This window comes from Peptostreptococcaceae bacterium (assembly GCA_016649995.1).
GTDB lineage: Bacteria > Bacillota > Clostridia > Peptostreptococcales > BM714 > BM714.
The window spans coordinates 1-15,905 of record JAENWJ010000012.1 but is presented as its reverse complement, the minus strand read 5'-3'; the positions used below and the strand labels follow the sequence as shown (position 1 = coordinate 15,905).

Below are 15,905 nucleotides of genomic sequence, written 5' to 3'. Positions count from 1 at the left end.
CTTCAGGCTTTAGCCTTAAAGTGGCAGCATTTTTGTTTTTATCATGCGCTTTTCGCTCAGGACAATATCGACGGGGATATCGTGCTTTTCAGGATAAATAGAAGATACTATTTGAAAATCGTAGCAAAGGCCCAAAGCCAATGCGTCTTTCCTGATTTGAGGAAGAAACTTGTCATAGTATCCACCTCCGTATCCTATGCGATAGCCTTTCAAATTAAAACATGCCCCGGGCACCAAAACGAGGTCGATATCCTTCGGCGACGCCTCTTTGAATGCGGAAGGAGAAGGCTCTAGAATTCCGTATGTGCTTTTGACAAGGTCGTCCATGCTTTTTACATATGAAAGTTTTAGTGTTTTGGTTTTGATATCTGTTACAGGGACTATAAGCTTTTTCCCGCTTCCAAGTATATTTTTAACTATAAGACTTGTATTAACTTCGCTTCTGAAGCTAAGGAAACACATGACCGTTTTGGCTTCATTGTATGCAGAAAGAGCTATCAAACTTCTGCATATTGTTCCGCTCAAACGCTTGTTGTCTTCGCCGCTCATTGCATCTCTTTGAGATAAAATACTGTTGCGTAATGTTTTTTTCATAAAACCACCTTCTATAAATTAAGTTTAAGTTACATTGGAGCCTGTTTGGTATTAAATAGGCATGATAATTATATAATATAAATGTAGTCTTTTGTTAATTTATTGCTAATATATAGAGAATAGGCAGGAGTAGAATTTATGATAAAAATAATAAATCTTAGTAAAACCTACGGCAATGGAGTTAAAGCTTTGTCGGATGTAAGCTTGCACATAGATATAGGAGAATTTGTATTTGTGGTAGGTCCCAGCGGGGCTGGAAAATCAACATTCGTGAAGGTTCTTCTTATGGAAGAGGAACCAACGGTTGGAAAGATAATAATAGCTAATCAGAACATAACAAATCTGCATAGGCGGCAGGTGCCATATTTAAGAAGGAAAATTGGGGTTGTATTTCAAGACTTCAGACTTTTGCCGACTAAAACGGTTTATGAAAATGTGGCTTTTTCAATGGAAATAATCGGAGCGACCCCGAGAGAAATCCGCAGAAGGGTTCCAACGGTTCTTTCAATGGTGGGTCTTAGCAAAAAAGCCAACATGCATCCTGATGAATTGTCGGGTGGGGAGAAGCAGCGTGTATCGGTTGCGAGAGCGGTAATCAACAATCCTCCAATTCTTATAGCGGATGAGCCTACCGGCAATCTTGATCCTGAAACATCCTGGGAGATAATGAAACTCTTGAGCTATATAAATCGCAGGGGTACGACAGTAATCATGGCTACCCATGCGAAGGATATTGTAGATACGATGAAGAAGCGAGTAATAGCCCTTGAAAATGGAATGATTGTTAGAGACGAGATTCGGGGGGGCTATGGATATGAAGATTAGGACCGCTACTTATCTGATAAAAGAAGGGTTTGTAAACATCCGAAGAAACATAATGATGAGCATTGCATCTGTAGGATCAGTGGCGGCCGCGCTGATAATACTCGGTATGGTTTTTCTTTTGATAATAAACATGAACCACATGGTCGAAGATGTAAAGCAGCAGTTTGATTCTATTCAGCTCTATTTGCGCGACGATGTTGAAAACAGTGAGATACTTGCTATAAAGTCAAGATTGGAAGGCGTGGAGGGAATTCGGGGGCTTGAATTCGAATCTAAGGAAGAGGCTCTTAGCAACATAAAGGAAAAATGGGGAGATCAGGCATACCTGCTTGAAGGACTCGAAAGCAATCCTCTTCCCAATTCAATAATAATATATGTAAAGGATATAGCATACAGCGATAGTATAGTTGCCGAGGTTTCCGGGATTAGCGGCATAGAGGAAGTCAAGTATTACAATGACATAGTCCAAAAGCTTATTTCAATAGCAAATTTCATAAGGCTTCTGGGGCTGGCTATAATAGCCATTTTGGTATTCCTTTCGATTTTCATAATCGGAAATACAATCAAGCTGACTGTTGCTGCACGCAAGAGGGAAATCAAAATAATGAAGTATGTCGGAGCAACAAATTGGTTCATAAGATGGCCGTTCTTTGTAGAGGGAATGGTGCTTGGCTTGCTCGGCGCGATTATTTCACTTGGACTCATTTATTTTGGATATTCCTATATATATAATGCAATATCTCAACAGATGTACATGTTGCTTACAGCATACATAGTTCCCGCGAATGAAATAATCAAAGATATGATGGTTATTTTTGCGGTGCTTGGTATGGGTATAGGAGCATTGGGCAGCATACTTTCAATGAGGAAATACTTAAAGGTATAAACGGGAGGTGACGTGGTGAGGAAAAACAACTGGTCTTTGTGGGTTTTGGTTTTCATGCTGGTCTTTGCCTTTTGTCTTGAATCTTTTGCTGACGATGTGAGTGATGACAGGGGAAAACTGGAGCAGGTTGAAAGCCGAATAAACAGCATTCAATCTGAAATAAAAAAGAATGCGGGCATGCAAAAGGGTATAGCCAGCAACATAGCCGATATAGAGGAATCTATAGGCCTAATAGAGGAAGCAATGGTGCTGATTGGCAAGGATATAGAAAATACTCAACATGAAATAATTGTCAAGGAAGAGGAACTTACTGAGGCTGAAAGAAACATCGATGAAAAAACAGATGTGATGAATTCAAGGCTGAGGGTAATGTACAAGAACAAGGAAATAGGTTACCTCGAGGTGCTTTTTTCTTCTGAAGATTTTGGGGATTTGCTGACGCGTCTCGATATGGTGAAAAAGGTATATACTCACGATGTAAACCTTCTAAAGTATATGGAAGAGCAGAAGGGAATTGTTGCAGTCAAGAAGATGGAGCTGGAAACAAACAAGCTACGGCTTGTGAATTCAAGAAGCAACAAGGAAGCGAAGGCGGAAAACCTTGTGGTATCCAGAGGGAACCTCAGTAGAGAAAAGGATGCCCTGGTTCAAAACAAGGTTGAGCTTGAAAAAGCTGTAGATGAATTGAACGCCCTGGCTAAAAAAATAGAGGAAGAAATACGAAGGAAACAATCGGATGCTGAGTATGCCGGAGGCATAATGACATGGCCGGCACCGGGGTACACGCGTATAACTTCCATGTTTGGTTACAGGATTCATCCCATACTTAAGACTAAGAAGATGCATACGGGAATAGACATAGGCGTGCCCGCAAACTCTTCAATTGTGGCTGCTCAAAGCGGGACTGTAATTGCCGCAGGATATAACGGAGGCTATGGAAAGATTGTCATGATAGATCATGGAGGGGGCATAGTTACTCTGTATGCCCACAACAATACATTATTGGTTAAAGAAGGGGACAAGGTTGCAAAGGGACAAGCCATAAGCAAGTCCGGAAGCACAGGATTGTCCACCGGACCTCATCTCCATTTTGAAGTCAGGGAAAACGGCGAGTATGTCAATCCGGTTCCTTGGGTTAAAGGAAACTGATTGAGAGGATGTTTAAATGAAAAGAATGAAGTTGCTTTTGATAATATTGATTACTGCGGCAATTTCCGCTATAGTTGCTGTTTCTTTAGATAATTACCTTGGAATCAGATTAGGTACGCGTGTGGTTTTGCCGGTAGAGGAAGCTCAGCAATATAATGCAATGCGGAATAAATATTCAAAACTTGAATATATTATGGACATGGTGGAAACACGATTTTATGATGAAACTAACGAGGCCGCTTTGCTTGAAGGTGCATACAAGGGCATTCTAGATTCAATTGATGATCCATATTCCGTTTACTACACATCGGAGGATTACGAGTTTATCAAAGAAATAAACACAAGTAGTTACGGAGGGATAGGTGTTGTTGTAACGCCTGGAGATGATGGCAAAATATTAGTGATATCTCCGATAGAAGATACCCCTGGGGAGCGAAAAGGCATTTTGCCCGGAGACAAAATAATTTCAGTAGACGAAATTATGGTTTTTGCAAATGAAATAGATAATGCGGTCAGCCGCATTAAAGGTCAACCGGGGGAAACTGTGATCCTCGGGATAGAACGCGAAGGTTTCGAGAAATTAATCTCGGTTGAAATAGAAAGGGAAAAAATAGTTATTAAGGTTGCAAAATCAGAAATCATAGAGGATGATATAGGATACCTTAGGCTTACGATGTTTGACTCAAAATCTTATACGGAATTCAAGGAAAATCTTGACAGCCTTAAAAGCCAAGGCATCAAGGGCCTCATTATTGACCTCCGAAACAATCCCGGAGGGGACGTGGATGAATGCGTCAAGATAGCAGATGAGCTCCTAGGAGAACAAACAATCGTTGAAATTGACTACGGAGATGGAGAGGTTGATATAGAAACCTCCGACGAGGCCGTAAAACTGGATATTCCATTCGTAGTTCTTGCAAATGAAAACAGTGCAAGCTCGTCGGAAATACTCATAGGAGCTGTGCAGGACACAGAATCAGGAATTATTATAGGAGAAACCACCTTTGGAAAAGGCGTAGTGCAGGTTCTCGAACCGCTAGCCGATGGTTCTGCCGTAAAATTGACAATTGCCAATTACAAGACGCCGGAAGGCAGAAATATTCATAAAATAGGTATAAAACCGGATATAACGGTGCATTTGCCCGAAGAGATTTCATATGACAGCGATGGCAATGCAATTGATGTGCAACTTGAAAAAGCGCTTGAAGTGATTAGAGAGGAAATAAAATAAAAGCCTCGGATTGTCGAGGAATGGTGGTGCCCGGGTTTTCTGAACCGGGCATTTGATCGGAACCTGGAGGTATATACTTTTGTCTGAACTATTTGGAATAATAAAACTTGCGGTTTCGTCCTTGGCGGATGTTTTTATGGAACCGATTTTTCTAATGGTAATACTGGTTGTTTTTTTTCAATATAAAAAGCTTGAACGCATGGAAATATCGCTCTTCGGAAAAGCGATTACACCAATCAAGCGGAAAATTATTTATTCAACAGTTTTTGGAATAGTCGGAGGCTACTTGGGGACAATCATAATGAGCTTTTTGGGAATTACCATCTCGATAGGCGACTTTTCCTATGTTCTTCCGTTGGCGATATTTTTAATGATGATTCGTTCGAGATACATCTGCTTTTCATATGCAGGGGGAATAATTTCGATGCTAAGCCTGTTGATAGGTTGGCCCCAAATAAACGTTTCCAGTATGATGGCGGTAGTTGCCGTTCTTCATATGATAGAAAGCTTGCTTATATATATTGACGGACACAATTACCCGACACCTGTCCTATCACGAACCGAGGACAACAAGGTTGTAGGAGGTTTCTATCTGCAGAAGTTTTGGCCGATACCGCTGATTGTCATAGTTGCCGTTTTAGGAAGAGATGTTCCCCTAAATACTGAAATTTTGCCTAAGTGGTGGCCGGCTATCATTCCGGATGGGGAGAGTATGCAAACCGTAATGCTTCAACTAACCGGACTGGTTGCTGTTTTGGGATACGGAGACATGACACTTTCGAGAACGCCAAAGAAAAAGACTGAGATTTCGGCAATACGGTTATTGATCTATAGCGTCAGTCTTTTGGTACTTTCTCTTCTTTCTGCAAGGGTATATGCTTTCAAATTCGTTGCGGCCCTATTTGCGCCAATAGCACACGAGGGATTGATTCTATACAGCCAAAGGGAGGAAAAAGGGAGAAAGCGTTTGTTTGAAGCGGGTGATAACGGCATGACTGTGCTTTTTGTCGAAAAAAGCGGGCCCGGTTTTTCAATGGGACTAGAGCCGGGTGACAGGATAATGAAGATAAACAACAGGTCGATTCTTGGAGACGAAGACTTCAAAGAAGTTCTTGGGGAAAGGCTGTCTTTCATATGGATTGAGATAATCCATGTGGACGGGAAGATAGAAATCAAGGAATATAGAGATTATAAAGCCGGAGTTGCTGATTTGAAATGCCTCTATGTTGAGAGATATCCACGCACTGTATACAGGTTTGACGGCAAGGGAAACAGCAGATTAAAAAGGTTGCTCAAATATTTGAAAAAGCATTGACCATATGTAGTATGCTATAATCAAGATATGATAATCAGGGGGGATGACATGCCAAACAATAAAAAAATAAGGTACTTGAATCTTTTGCCGGTTTTGCTGATTTCTTTCTTAATGTACAGGATAGTAAACAATTCGGACATATTAATAAAGAGTATGCATTTTATTATTTCGATGATTTCTCCTTTCATTTGGGCATTTGCATTTGCGTATCTTTTCAATCCGCTTATGATAAAGATTGAAAACGAAACGGGAATGAGACGGGGGTTTGCGATACTCTCGATTTATACGGTAATCATAGGACTTGTTATTGTAGTACTGACATTTGTAACCCCGCAAATTATGAACAATATTGGGGATATATTCGATAAAATGCCCGGTTATTTGAAAGCCACAGAAAATTTCTTTAGGGATAATATACAAAATCTTGAAATACTGAAAAAGTACAATGCGGATTCCTCTCTCGAAGAAGTACTTAACGCCATACTTGTAAAAATCAACGGAGCATTCAACATTGAAACGGGAACGGCATTTACAATAGCGGCCTTCTCAAAAGCACTCAGTGTGACATCGGCCTTCTTCAGTTTCATGATGGGACTCATTATTTCCGTATACATGTTGCTTGACAAGGAGGATTTTGTAAACGGAATGAAGAAAATACTCTATGCAATTTTTAAAAGAAATATTGCAGACGAGATTGTTGAATTTGGAAGCACTGTAAATATAATCTTTGGAAGATATTTCAATGGCAAGATTCTCGATTCAATCATAATAGGAATAATGTGTTTTGTAGGACTTTCTATCATGAAGGTTGAGTTTGCCCTTTTGCTAAGCATTATCATAGGCTTGACCAACATGATTCCATATTTCGGCCCATTTTTTGGGGCGATTCCGGCAGTTCTGATAACATTATTCAGCAATCCCTTACAGGCACTCTGGGTTTTACTGTTCATATTGGTTCTTCAGCAATTTGACGGCCTTTATCTTGGGCCCAAAATACTTGGTGAAAAGGTAGGGCTGAAACCATTTTGGATAATACTGGCAATTGTAGTTGGGGGAAAATTGTTTGGAGTTATGGGTATGCTTCTGGGAGCGCCTTTTACAGCTGTCATAATAGAGTTCTTTCAGCGTTTTGTAAATAAACGATTGGAAGCCAAAGGAATAGAACTCTAATCATTTTGAAGACTTGGCAACAGAAGGTGTCCATATGATGGAGACATGTTTCTGTTGCTTTTTTGTAGGAGGAATACAAGTGGGTAGATTCAAAATTGTTTCAGACTATAGACCGAAGGGAGACCAGCCTAAGGCTATTGAAGGCCTTGTGGAGAGTCTTTCCTCAAATGATAAGTATAGGACGCTTCTAGGCGTTACTGGATCCGGCAAAACATTCACTATAGCCAATGTGATTGAAAAGGTTCAAAGGCCGACACTCGTAATAGCGCATAATAAAACCCTGGCTGCGCAGCTATGTAGCGAATTCAAAGAATTTTTTCCTGAAAATGCGGTCGAGTTTTTTGTTAGCTACTACGACTATTATCAGCCGGAGGCCTATTTAGCGCATAGCGACACATATATAGAGAAGGATGCCAATATAAACGATGAAATAGATAAGCTTAGACATTCAGCAACCGCAGCGCTTTCCGAAAGGCGCGATGTAATAATAGTTGCGAGCGTATCTTGTATATATGGCCTCGGGGATCCCATTGACTATAACAAGATGGTTCTTTCTGTTCGTCCCGGAATGGTAATGAGCAGAAACGATATAGTAAGAAGGCTTGTAGACATTCAATATGACAGAAACGATATAAGCTTTGAAAGGAACACATTTAGGGTGAGGGGAGACACTATAGAGGTTTTTCCGGCATCTTCAAATGAAAAAGCCATAAGAATAGAGTTTTTCGGGGATGAAATTGATAGGATAACGGAAGTGAGCGCATTGACAGGGCAGGTGTTAGGCGTACGAAGCCATGCAGCCATATTTCCTGCCTCTCACCATGTGACAAGTAGAGAAAAGATAGAAAAAGCTATTGTAAAAATAGAGAAAGAGCTTAAGGAACGCCATGACTATTTCATAAGCAGAGAGCAGTTCGTCGAGGCGCAGCGAATTCGGCAGAGAACCATGTACGACATGGAGATGCTTAGGGAGATTGGATTTTGTAATGGAATAGAGAACTACTCTAGACATCTTTCGGGCAGAAAGGAAGGGGAGAGGCCCTTCACATTGATGGACTATTTCCCCGAAGACATGCTGGTTGTGGTTGACGAGTCGCATGTCAGCCTTCCACAGATAAGGGCGATGTATGCCGGCGACCGTTCGCGCAAGCAGAACCTGGTTGACTATGGCTTCCGCTTGCCTTCTGCCCTTGACAACAGGCCACTAAATTTTGGCGAATTCGAAACGCTGGCCAAGCAGATTATCTGCGTAAGCGCCACACCGGCTCCCTATGAAAGAGAAAAAAGCAAAAGAATAGTGGAGCAGATAATAAGGCCTACAGGTCTTCTTGACCCGAAAATAAGTATTAGGCCGATTGATGGGCAAATCGACGATTTGATAAGTGAGATAAATATAAGGATAAAGAAGAAACAGCGAACGCTTGTGACAACACTTACGAAAAAAATGGCAGAGAAGCTTACAGAATACCTTGCGGAAACGGGTATAAAGGTAAGATACATGCATTCGGATATTGATACTCTTGAACGTATTGAGATAATAAGGGAATTGCGAATTGGAAGCTTTGATGTTTTGGTAGGAATAAACCTTTTGAGAGAGGGTCTTGATTTGCCGGAGGTCACATTGGTGGCAATACTTGACGCGGACAAGGAAGGGTTTTTGAGATCGGAGACAGCGCTTGTGCAAACAATTGGGAGGGCTTCAAGGAATGTCGAGGGCTCGGTCATAATGTATGCAGATAGGATAACCAGGTCTATGAATCTTGCAATAAAGGAAACGGACAGGCGTAGAAAGACCCAAGCGGAACACAATAAAAAGCATGGAATAACCCCGAGCACAATCAAAAAAAATGTGCGTGAGCTTATAGGGGCAACCAAAGTCGCCGATTCTGAAGCTGTTTTTGATATGGAAGCAAAAATAAACCGGGATGAATTGGTATCAATAATTAAAAACTTGAAGAAGGAAATGAAGTCTGCTGCAAAAGCGCTTGAATTTGAGCGTGCTGCAGAAATAAGAGACCGCGTGACCGAACTTGAAAAGAAATTGTAGAAATAGAGGGGTTTGAAATGTCAAAAAATTATATTGAAGTAAAGGGCGCAAAGGAGCACAACCTTAAAAATATAGATGTGAAAATTCCGAGGGACAAGCTTGTTGTTATTACAGGCCTTAGCGGCTCGGGGAAGTCTTCGTTGGCTTTCGATACCATATACGCTGAGGGACAGAGACGGTATGTCGAGAGTCTTTCCGCATATGCAAGACAGTTTCTTGGACAAATGGAGAAGCCTGATGTGGAGTATATAGAGGGATTGTCCCCAGCGATTTCTATTGATCAGAAGACTACATCCAGAAATCCAAGATCTACCGTAGGAACGGTAACGGAAGTTTATGACTATCTAAGACTCCTTTATGCAAGGGTAGGCATACCCCATTGTCCTGTATGCGGAATCGAAATTTCGCAGCAGTCAATCGACCAGATAGTTGACAAGGTAATGGAGCTTGAAGAGGATACACGTATACAGATTCTTTCACCTATTGTAAGAGGCAAAAAAGGCGAGCATAAAAAAGAACTTGAGAGAATAAAAAAGGAAGGTTTTGTGCGCGTAAGAATAGACGGAGAAATTCTTGAGATTACCGATGAAATTGAACTCGACAAAAAAAAGAAACACTCAATTGAGATAATAATCGACCGCCTAATCATACGTGAAGGAGTAGAGTCGAGACTTAGCGATTCAATAGAAACAGCCTTGGGATTTACCGAAGGGCTGGTAATAGTCAATCTTCTTAAGGGAGAAGACATGATATTCAATACCAAATTTTCATGCCCTGAACACGGACAGGGAATAGCGGAGATGGAGCCGAGGATGTTTTCATTCAACACCCCCTATGGAGCGTGCCCTAAGTGCAATGGCATAGGCTATGAACTGAAGGTTGACCCGGATCTTGTTGTTCCAAACAAGAAGCTTACACTGAAGGAAGGGGCAGTAGACCCGATTTCGACAAGCGGGGAGGGCACATATTATGTTCAAATGATAGAGAGTCTCGCTAGGGACCACGGGGCGGACATGGATATGCCGTTTTACAGGCTTCCTGAGAAGTTTGCAAAGGAATTGCTCTACGGAAGCGGAAGCAGAAATATCGAATTCACATATGAAAGCCGCTACGGAGGGTTCAGAAAATACAGTGCTCCCTTCGAGGGAATGATAAATAACCTTGAGAGAAGATATAAGGAAACTAATTCTGACTACATGCGCAAAAAAATCGAGGAATACATGAGCATGATCAAGTGCGATGCATGCAACGGCGACAGGCTTAAAAGGGAATCACTTTCGGTAACAGTTGGTGGACTTAATATTTCTGAGGTTACCCGTTTTTCTATAAGGGAGGGCGTATCGTTTTTTAAGGGGCTTAGCCTTAGCGACAAGAACAGTAAGATAGCCGAGCAGATATTAAAGGAGATTCTTGACAGGCTTGAGTTTCTTGAAAATGTAGGGCTTGATTATCTGACTCTATCGAGAGCAGCAGGAACACTCTCCGGAGGAGAATCACAAAGAATAAGACTTGCAACGCAGATAGGATCGGGACTTGTAGGGGTTCTTTACATCCTCGATGAACCTAGCATAGGCCTTCATCAAAAGGACAACGCTATGCTTCTTAAGACACTTAGGGATCTTACGGACATTGGTAACACGCTGATTGTTGTTGAGCATGATGAAGAGACAATAAGGTTTGCCGACTATGTGATAGATATAGGCCCCGGAGCAGGAGAACACGGGGGATACATTATGGCTGAGGGTACACCGGAAGAGGTTATAAACAATCCCAATTCAATAACCGGGCAATACCTTAGCGGTGTGAAAAAAATAGATATTCCGAAAAAGAGGCGCATTCCGGATAGCAGATTTATAGAAGTAAAGGGCGCAGGCGAAAACAACCTCAAGGACATAGATGTCAAGTTTCCGCTAAAGGTTTTCACCTGTGTTACGGGTGTTTCCGGGTCCGGTAAAAGCAGCCTAATAAATGAAATACTCTACAAAAGCGCTGCCGCTAAAATACACAGGGCGAAGAAGAAGCCCGGAAAACACGAAGGAATATCGGGGCTTGAGTATATAGACAAAGTGATAGAAATAGATCAATCGCCAATAGGAAGGACCCCAAGGTCTAATCCGGCGACATATACGGGGGTTTTCGATCCGATCCGGGACATATTTGCAAGCCTGCCTGACTCAAAAATGCGGGGCTACAAGAAGGGAAGATTCAGTTTCAATGTTAAGGGTGGTCGATGCGAGGCATGCAAAGGAGACGGTATAATCAAGATTGAAATGCACTTTCTTCCCGATGTTTATGTAGAATGCGATGTGTGCAAAGGTAAAAGGTACAACAGGGAAACCTTGGAAATAAAATACAAGGGAATGAACATTTCGGAAATTCTTGATATGACTGTTGAAGAAGCGCTGCATTTCTTCGAGAATATCCCCAAAATACAAAAGAAGTTGGAAACCCTTTATGAAGTTGGTCTTGGATATATCCGTCTGGGACAACCATCGACACAGCTCTCGGGAGGAGAAGCCCAAAGAATCAAGCTTGCATCCGAACTGAGCAAGCGTGGCACCGGAAGCACTCTTTATATACTTGATGAGCCTACCACGGGACTGCACATGGCAGATGTGCACAAGCTGATAAGCGTGATAGAACGATTGGTTAAATCAGGAAACACGGTCATCATCATAGAGCATAATTTCGATGTAATCAAATCAGCGGATTATATAATCGACCTTGGGCCCGAAGGCGGATACAGGGGAGGAAGAGTAATAGCGCAGGGAACGCCTGAAGAGGTGGCTGAATGCAAGAATTCCTATACAGGACAGTACTTGAAGAAGGTGCTTGCGAAAACGGGAAAATAAAACGAACCCTTTCAAGGGTTCGTGGTTAATCAAAAATCTATAGATATAGCGAAACAAAATGCATGAGCAGGCTGTTGCCGCTCATAAGAGCTTTTGAAGCGATTAGCTGAATAAAATAAACAGTTAGCAATACTAAAATACTGGCCCAAAAGGGCTTAAGCCTCGGTAAAGGGGGCTTGTCGCTGGTCATGACTGAAATCACGCTCCTAAATAATTCTTTAAGTTATTCTAACACATAAATGAGGCAAATAAAAGCGAAGCGGTGATTGATATGGAAACATTGAAAGAAATTGTAAATAAAGCACCCCTTGACCCCGGCGTATATCTAATGAAAAATGCGAACGGGAGAATCATATATGTTGGCAAGGCCAAGGTTCTCAGGAAGCGTCTGAAGCAGTATGTGAGCAGTGGGCATCTCGAACCCAAGGTAAGAGCCATGATGGACCATGTAAGGGACATAGAATATATAATAACCGACAGCGAGGTCGAGGCTCTTGTTTTGGAGCTTAATTTTATAAAGGAGGAAAAGCCTCCATACAATATAATGCTTAAGGACGACAAATCTTATCCTTATATAAAAGTGACCTTGAATGAGGAATATCCAAGGGTCATCAAGACGAGAAATGTTAAGAAGGACGGCGCTAGATATTTCGGACCATATCCGAGCACCGGCTATGTCAATCTAATGGTTAATTTGATAAACGACAGCTTTCCTATAAAAAAATGCGCAAGAAAGCTTGGCAAGGAAGGGCAGAGGCCTTGTCTTAATTATCATATAAACAGATGCATGGGTCCTTGCAGAAAGAATGCGGACACCGAAGGTTACGATGATTTAATAAAAAGCATAATCAGAATAATCGAGGGCAAATCAGCTGACCTGTTAAAGGAATTGAAAAGCAAAATGGCTGAGAATGCGGAGAACATGGAATTCGAGAAGGCCGCGAAAAAAAGAGATCAGATTAAAGCCGTGGAATACATCCACGAAAACCAAAAAGTAATCTTTGATAAACCACTGGATCAGGACTATATAGCAATGGCAAGGCAGGATGAAACTGCCTGTTTCATGATTTTCTATATAAGAGAAGGCCGCCTGGTGGGGAAAGACCACTATATTATAGAGGATCTTCTCGAAAGGGAGCTCGGAGAGATGCTTGAGCTGTTCATTACGCAGTACTATGCGGGCTCATCGTATGTGCCTAAGGAGATTCTTGCTAAAAAGTATCCAAACGGAAAGGAACTTCTTGAAAAATGGTTGTCCGGCAAAAGAGGCGGGAAAACAATATTGCTGCGTCCCCAGCGCGGGAATAAATCAAAGTTGCTTAAGATGGCTGAAAAAAATGCCATGGAGATATTGTCGAAACGGTCGGAAAAAGAAAAGGAATTAGCGGTCAAACGCCGACGAATTGAGGAAAAGCTTCAAAATGTGCTTGGAATTGAAACGGATATCAAGCGGATAGAATCCTATGACATATCCAATATTTCAGGAGTATATTCTGTCGGATCAATGGTTGTTTTCGAGGGCGCGGAGCCGGCGAAGAGGTCATACAGGCGCTTCCGAATAAGAACGGTGGATCAGGTTGACGACTATAAAAGCATGCAGGAAGTATTGTACAGGAGGTTCAAGAATGGCCTAGGAGAGAGGGATGCGCTCGAAAAGAGTGATATAAAACTAGGAGGCAAGTTTTCGGATTTCCCCGACATGCTCTTTATAGATGGAGGATTGGGACATGTACATGCGGCCCTGACTGTTCTTGATGCTTTCGGATTGAACATTCCCGTTGTTGGAATGAAAAAAGATTCTAAGCATAATACCGAGAGTCTGGTTTTTAAAAACGAGACGCGGGAAATAAAAAAAGACAGAGAACTTTTGAAGTTTATTTCACGCGTGCAGGATGAGACTCATCGTTTCGCAATCGATTACCATAAGAAGCTTAGGGGCAATGCACTGACAAAATCGGTTCTTGACGATATTAAGGGTGTTGGTGAAAAAAGGAAGGTAGCGCTTTTCAAAGCATTTGGTTCGGTAGATGCAATAAAGGAAGCGGATATCGATGCTTTATCTGCGGTGAAGGAAATCAATCGACAAACGGCGGAAGCCATAGCGGATTATTTCAAAAAACAAGGACACTCGGCGCTTTAGCACTTAGAAGTGTCCTTGTTCTATTTCTTTTATGAGTGAGGGTATATGAACACCCAATGTTTTGTGTCGAACTAGAATTGAGGATTTCGGGTTTGCCGCGGGACGTTTGAGACTTATATGGCGAATTTCTTCTTCCTCGTTTAATATGCTTGAATTTCCGAACAGTATTCTTCCTCTTGTGGCCTCAAATGAAGTTGTGTATGTCTGGCTTTCCAGGATACGGGGCAGGCTGCGAATATTGAATATGGATTCTTGATATTCGGTGTAGTAGAAATAATTTAGCAGTTCTGATTTTAGTTTATCTATCACCGAAGCGAGATTGCCATAAAATGGGTTGGAATGTCGCTTCGCCATTTTTTCCCAATTAGCGTATTTCTCTTCAGCCTCGCGAATGGTAGCCGATGCATATATTTGTTTCAGGTCCATAAGTATTTTGTATGATTGGAAAAGAGGAGAGCTTCCAAGCCTTAAAAAGGGGTGTTCAAGCTTAGTGTTTTCAAGAGTCTGGTTGTTTACAAAATCATATTGTATTTCATTCAACAGATTAATGCTTTTTATCTTTTTGAACCAAAGGTTTTTTCTTATCTGGCATTTAAATATTCGATTGATGAATTTTTCTACCTGGAACCTGTCGAGAACTATAGTGGCTTCTGGATAGCGGTTGTGAAGCATCCTGCTTTGTATGTACATAGGATCGGCGAAAATGATGTTATTGTAATTTGGTTCCATTATGTCAAGGAAAGATGTATTTCGGGGATCGCCTATGTCCCTGTTTATATCAAGAAGAAGTTCGGCCTCGGGGTCGCAAAAGAGAGTCAAAAGCTCTCGGTTTATGAAGAGCCTATTTATGACCAAAACTTTCGGTGTATAAATTTTTCTGTTTAAATCCAATGAGTGCATTGATTCATCGAACACGCGCATAGCAGTTGTATGGGACACATCGCAATCCTTGGCTACCTGAAGAAATGGTTTGCGGAAACACTCAGATGTAATGGTTGTTTTGAAGCGGTTCGTCATTCTTGAGAATCCGTCTATGCATTCTATTGTTTCATAAAAGGTTTTCCCGCATGACTTGCACTTGTAGCGTCCATGAAGTATGAGCAAGTCGACTGGATGTCCGTTTATCGAGATGTCCCTGACGTATCGTTCGCGTTTTCCGTGCTTTACAATGTATTCCGCCCCGCTCATGCAATGCGGGCATACGGTGGGAGGATGAATTTTTTCTACAATAAAAAGAAAAGTCATTTCCCTCTCCTTTTTTTCTAACACATGAAATTCTTCAAGATTAAGTTCCTGCACCTGCATTCAACTCCTTAAATAAACATGAAGCAGTTTTATTTATCTGTGTTATATTCTTAACGAGTGTTTGCAACGCTTTGAATTTATTTTACCATTAACCACCACCAAAGTTCAATAGCAATAATGGTTAAATCCATTGTAAATGCATATGCTAGGTGGTATTATTTCTATGGGGATTGTTTAATTAATAACATAATTACGTTAAAATTTAGACAATAATCTGTTAATTAAGAATAAATATATATTTATTATTGCTTAATTACTCAACTTTCGCAGGCGAATATTAACTTCAAACCCTTGAAAATTAAATACTTATAGTACATTTAATTTCTATATTGACATAAAAAATGCACCCAAGTTTGATAAAATGTAAGTGTCAAACAAACATTACAAACAG

The 15,905-nt window shown here is 41.3% G+C and carries 11 protein-coding genes; 9 read left to right on the top strand and 2 right to left on the bottom strand.

Annotated features, from left to right (window positions below; all coding sequences use genetic code 11):
* Window positions 1–15: 15 nt before the first annotated feature.
* The gene (locus JJE29_03870; GenBank protein ID MBK5251755.1) at window positions 16–594 is read right to left on the bottom strand and encodes a 5-formyltetrahydrofolate cyclo-ligase; all 579 of its coding nucleotides are present in this window, start codon (window positions 592–594) and stop codon (window positions 16–18) included.
* Window positions 595–732: 138 nt separating this feature from the next.
* Between JJE29_03870 and ftsE the strand changes: the two genes are divergently transcribed.
* From ftsE to uvrC, 9 genes are all read left to right on the top strand, one after another.
* Window positions 733–1,419 carry a cell division ATP-binding protein FtsE gene (gene ftsE, locus JJE29_03865; protein MBK5251754.1) on the top strand — a complete coding sequence of 229 codons (687 nt, stop codon included), beginning with the start codon at window positions 733–735 and terminating at the stop codon, window positions 1,417–1,419.
* Window positions 1,409–2,305 carry an ABC transporter permease gene (locus JJE29_03860; GenBank protein MBK5251753.1) on the top strand — a complete coding sequence of 299 codons (897 nt, stop codon included), beginning with the start codon at window positions 1,409–1,411 and terminating at the stop codon, window positions 2,303–2,305. The genes ftsE and JJE29_03860 overlap by 11 nt, the downstream gene beginning before the upstream one ends.
* A 450-nt stretch (window positions 2,306–2,755) precedes the next feature.
* Window positions 2,756–3,454 (top strand): peptidoglycan DD-metalloendopeptidase family protein, encoded by a 699-nt coding sequence (locus JJE29_03855; protein ID MBK5251752.1) that lies wholly within the window; start codon window positions 2,756–2,758, stop codon window positions 3,452–3,454.
* Window positions 3,455–3,470: 16 nt separating this feature from the next.
* Window positions 3,471–4,685, top strand: coding sequence for a S41 family peptidase (locus JJE29_03850; GenBank protein MBK5251751.1), 1,215 nt, complete (start codon window positions 3,471–3,473; stop codon window positions 4,683–4,685).
* Between the two features lie 79 nt (window positions 4,686–4,764).
* Window positions 4,765–6,000, top strand: a complete 1,236-nt coding sequence (locus tag JJE29_03845) for a hypothetical protein (protein ID MBK5251750.1) — start codon at window positions 4,765–4,767, stop codon at window positions 5,998–6,000.
* Window positions 6,001–6,048: 48 nt separating this feature from the next.
* A complete protein-coding gene (locus tag JJE29_03840; protein MBK5251749.1) occupies window positions 6,049–7,170 on the top strand; it encodes an AI-2E family transporter in 1,122 nt (373 codons plus the stop codon).
* 37 nt (window positions 7,171–7,207) lie between these two features.
* A complete protein-coding gene (uvrB, locus tag JJE29_03835) occupies window positions 7,208–9,217 on the top strand; it encodes an excinuclease ABC subunit UvrB (GenBank protein ID MBK5251748.1) in 2,010 nt (669 codons plus the stop codon).
* 17 nt (window positions 9,218–9,234) lie between these two features.
* Entirely contained in the window at window positions 9,235–12,069 is a 2,835-nt protein-coding gene (gene uvrA, locus JJE29_03830) for an excinuclease ABC subunit UvrA (GenBank protein ID MBK5251747.1), read from the top strand.
* A 271-nt stretch (window positions 12,070–12,340) separates the two neighbouring features.
* Window positions 12,341–14,209, top strand: a complete 1,869-nt coding sequence (uvrC, locus tag JJE29_03825) for an excinuclease ABC subunit UvrC (GenBank protein MBK5251746.1) — start codon at window positions 12,341–12,343, stop codon at window positions 14,207–14,209.
* 3 nt (window positions 14,210–14,212) lie between these two features.
* On the opposite strand, the gene JJE29_03820 is transcribed toward uvrC, so the two are convergent.
* A complete protein-coding gene (locus tag JJE29_03820; protein ID MBK5251745.1) occupies window positions 14,213–15,454 on the bottom strand; it encodes a transposase in 1,242 nt (413 codons plus the stop codon).
* Window positions 15,455–15,905 lie beyond the last annotated feature (451 nt).

Bases quoted from the DNA above. Each gene is read 5' to 3' on its own strand.
- JJE29_03870 (MBK5251755.1), bottom strand. From the start codon at position 594: ATGAAAAAAACATTACGCAACAGTATTTTATCTCAAAGAGATGCAATG.
- ftsE (MBK5251754.1), top strand. From the start codon at position 733: ATGATAAAAATAATAAATCTTAGTAAAACCTACGGCAATGGAGTTAAA.
- JJE29_03860 (MBK5251753.1), top strand. From the start codon at position 1,409: ATGAAGATTAGGACCGCTACTTATCTGATAAAAGAAGGGTTTGTAAAC.
- JJE29_03855 (MBK5251752.1), top strand. From the start codon at position 2,756: ATGGTGAAAAAGGTATATACTCACGATGTAAACCTTCTAAAGTATATG.
- JJE29_03850 (MBK5251751.1), top strand. From the start codon at position 3,471: ATGAAAAGAATGAAGTTGCTTTTGATAATATTGATTACTGCGGCAATT.
- JJE29_03840 (MBK5251749.1), top strand. From the start codon at position 6,049: ATGCCAAACAATAAAAAAATAAGGTACTTGAATCTTTTGCCGGTTTTG.
- uvrB (MBK5251748.1), top strand. From the start codon at position 7,208: ATGGAGACATGTTTCTGTTGCTTTTTTGTAGGAGGAATACAAGTGGGT.
- uvrA (MBK5251747.1), top strand. From the start codon at position 9,235: ATGTCAAAAAATTATATTGAAGTAAAGGGCGCAAAGGAGCACAACCTT.
- uvrC (MBK5251746.1), top strand. From the start codon at position 12,341: ATGGAAACATTGAAAGAAATTGTAAATAAAGCACCCCTTGACCCCGGC.
- JJE29_03820 (MBK5251745.1), bottom strand. From the start codon at position 15,454: ATGACTTTTCTTTTTATTGTAGAAAAAATTCATCCTCCCACCGTATGC.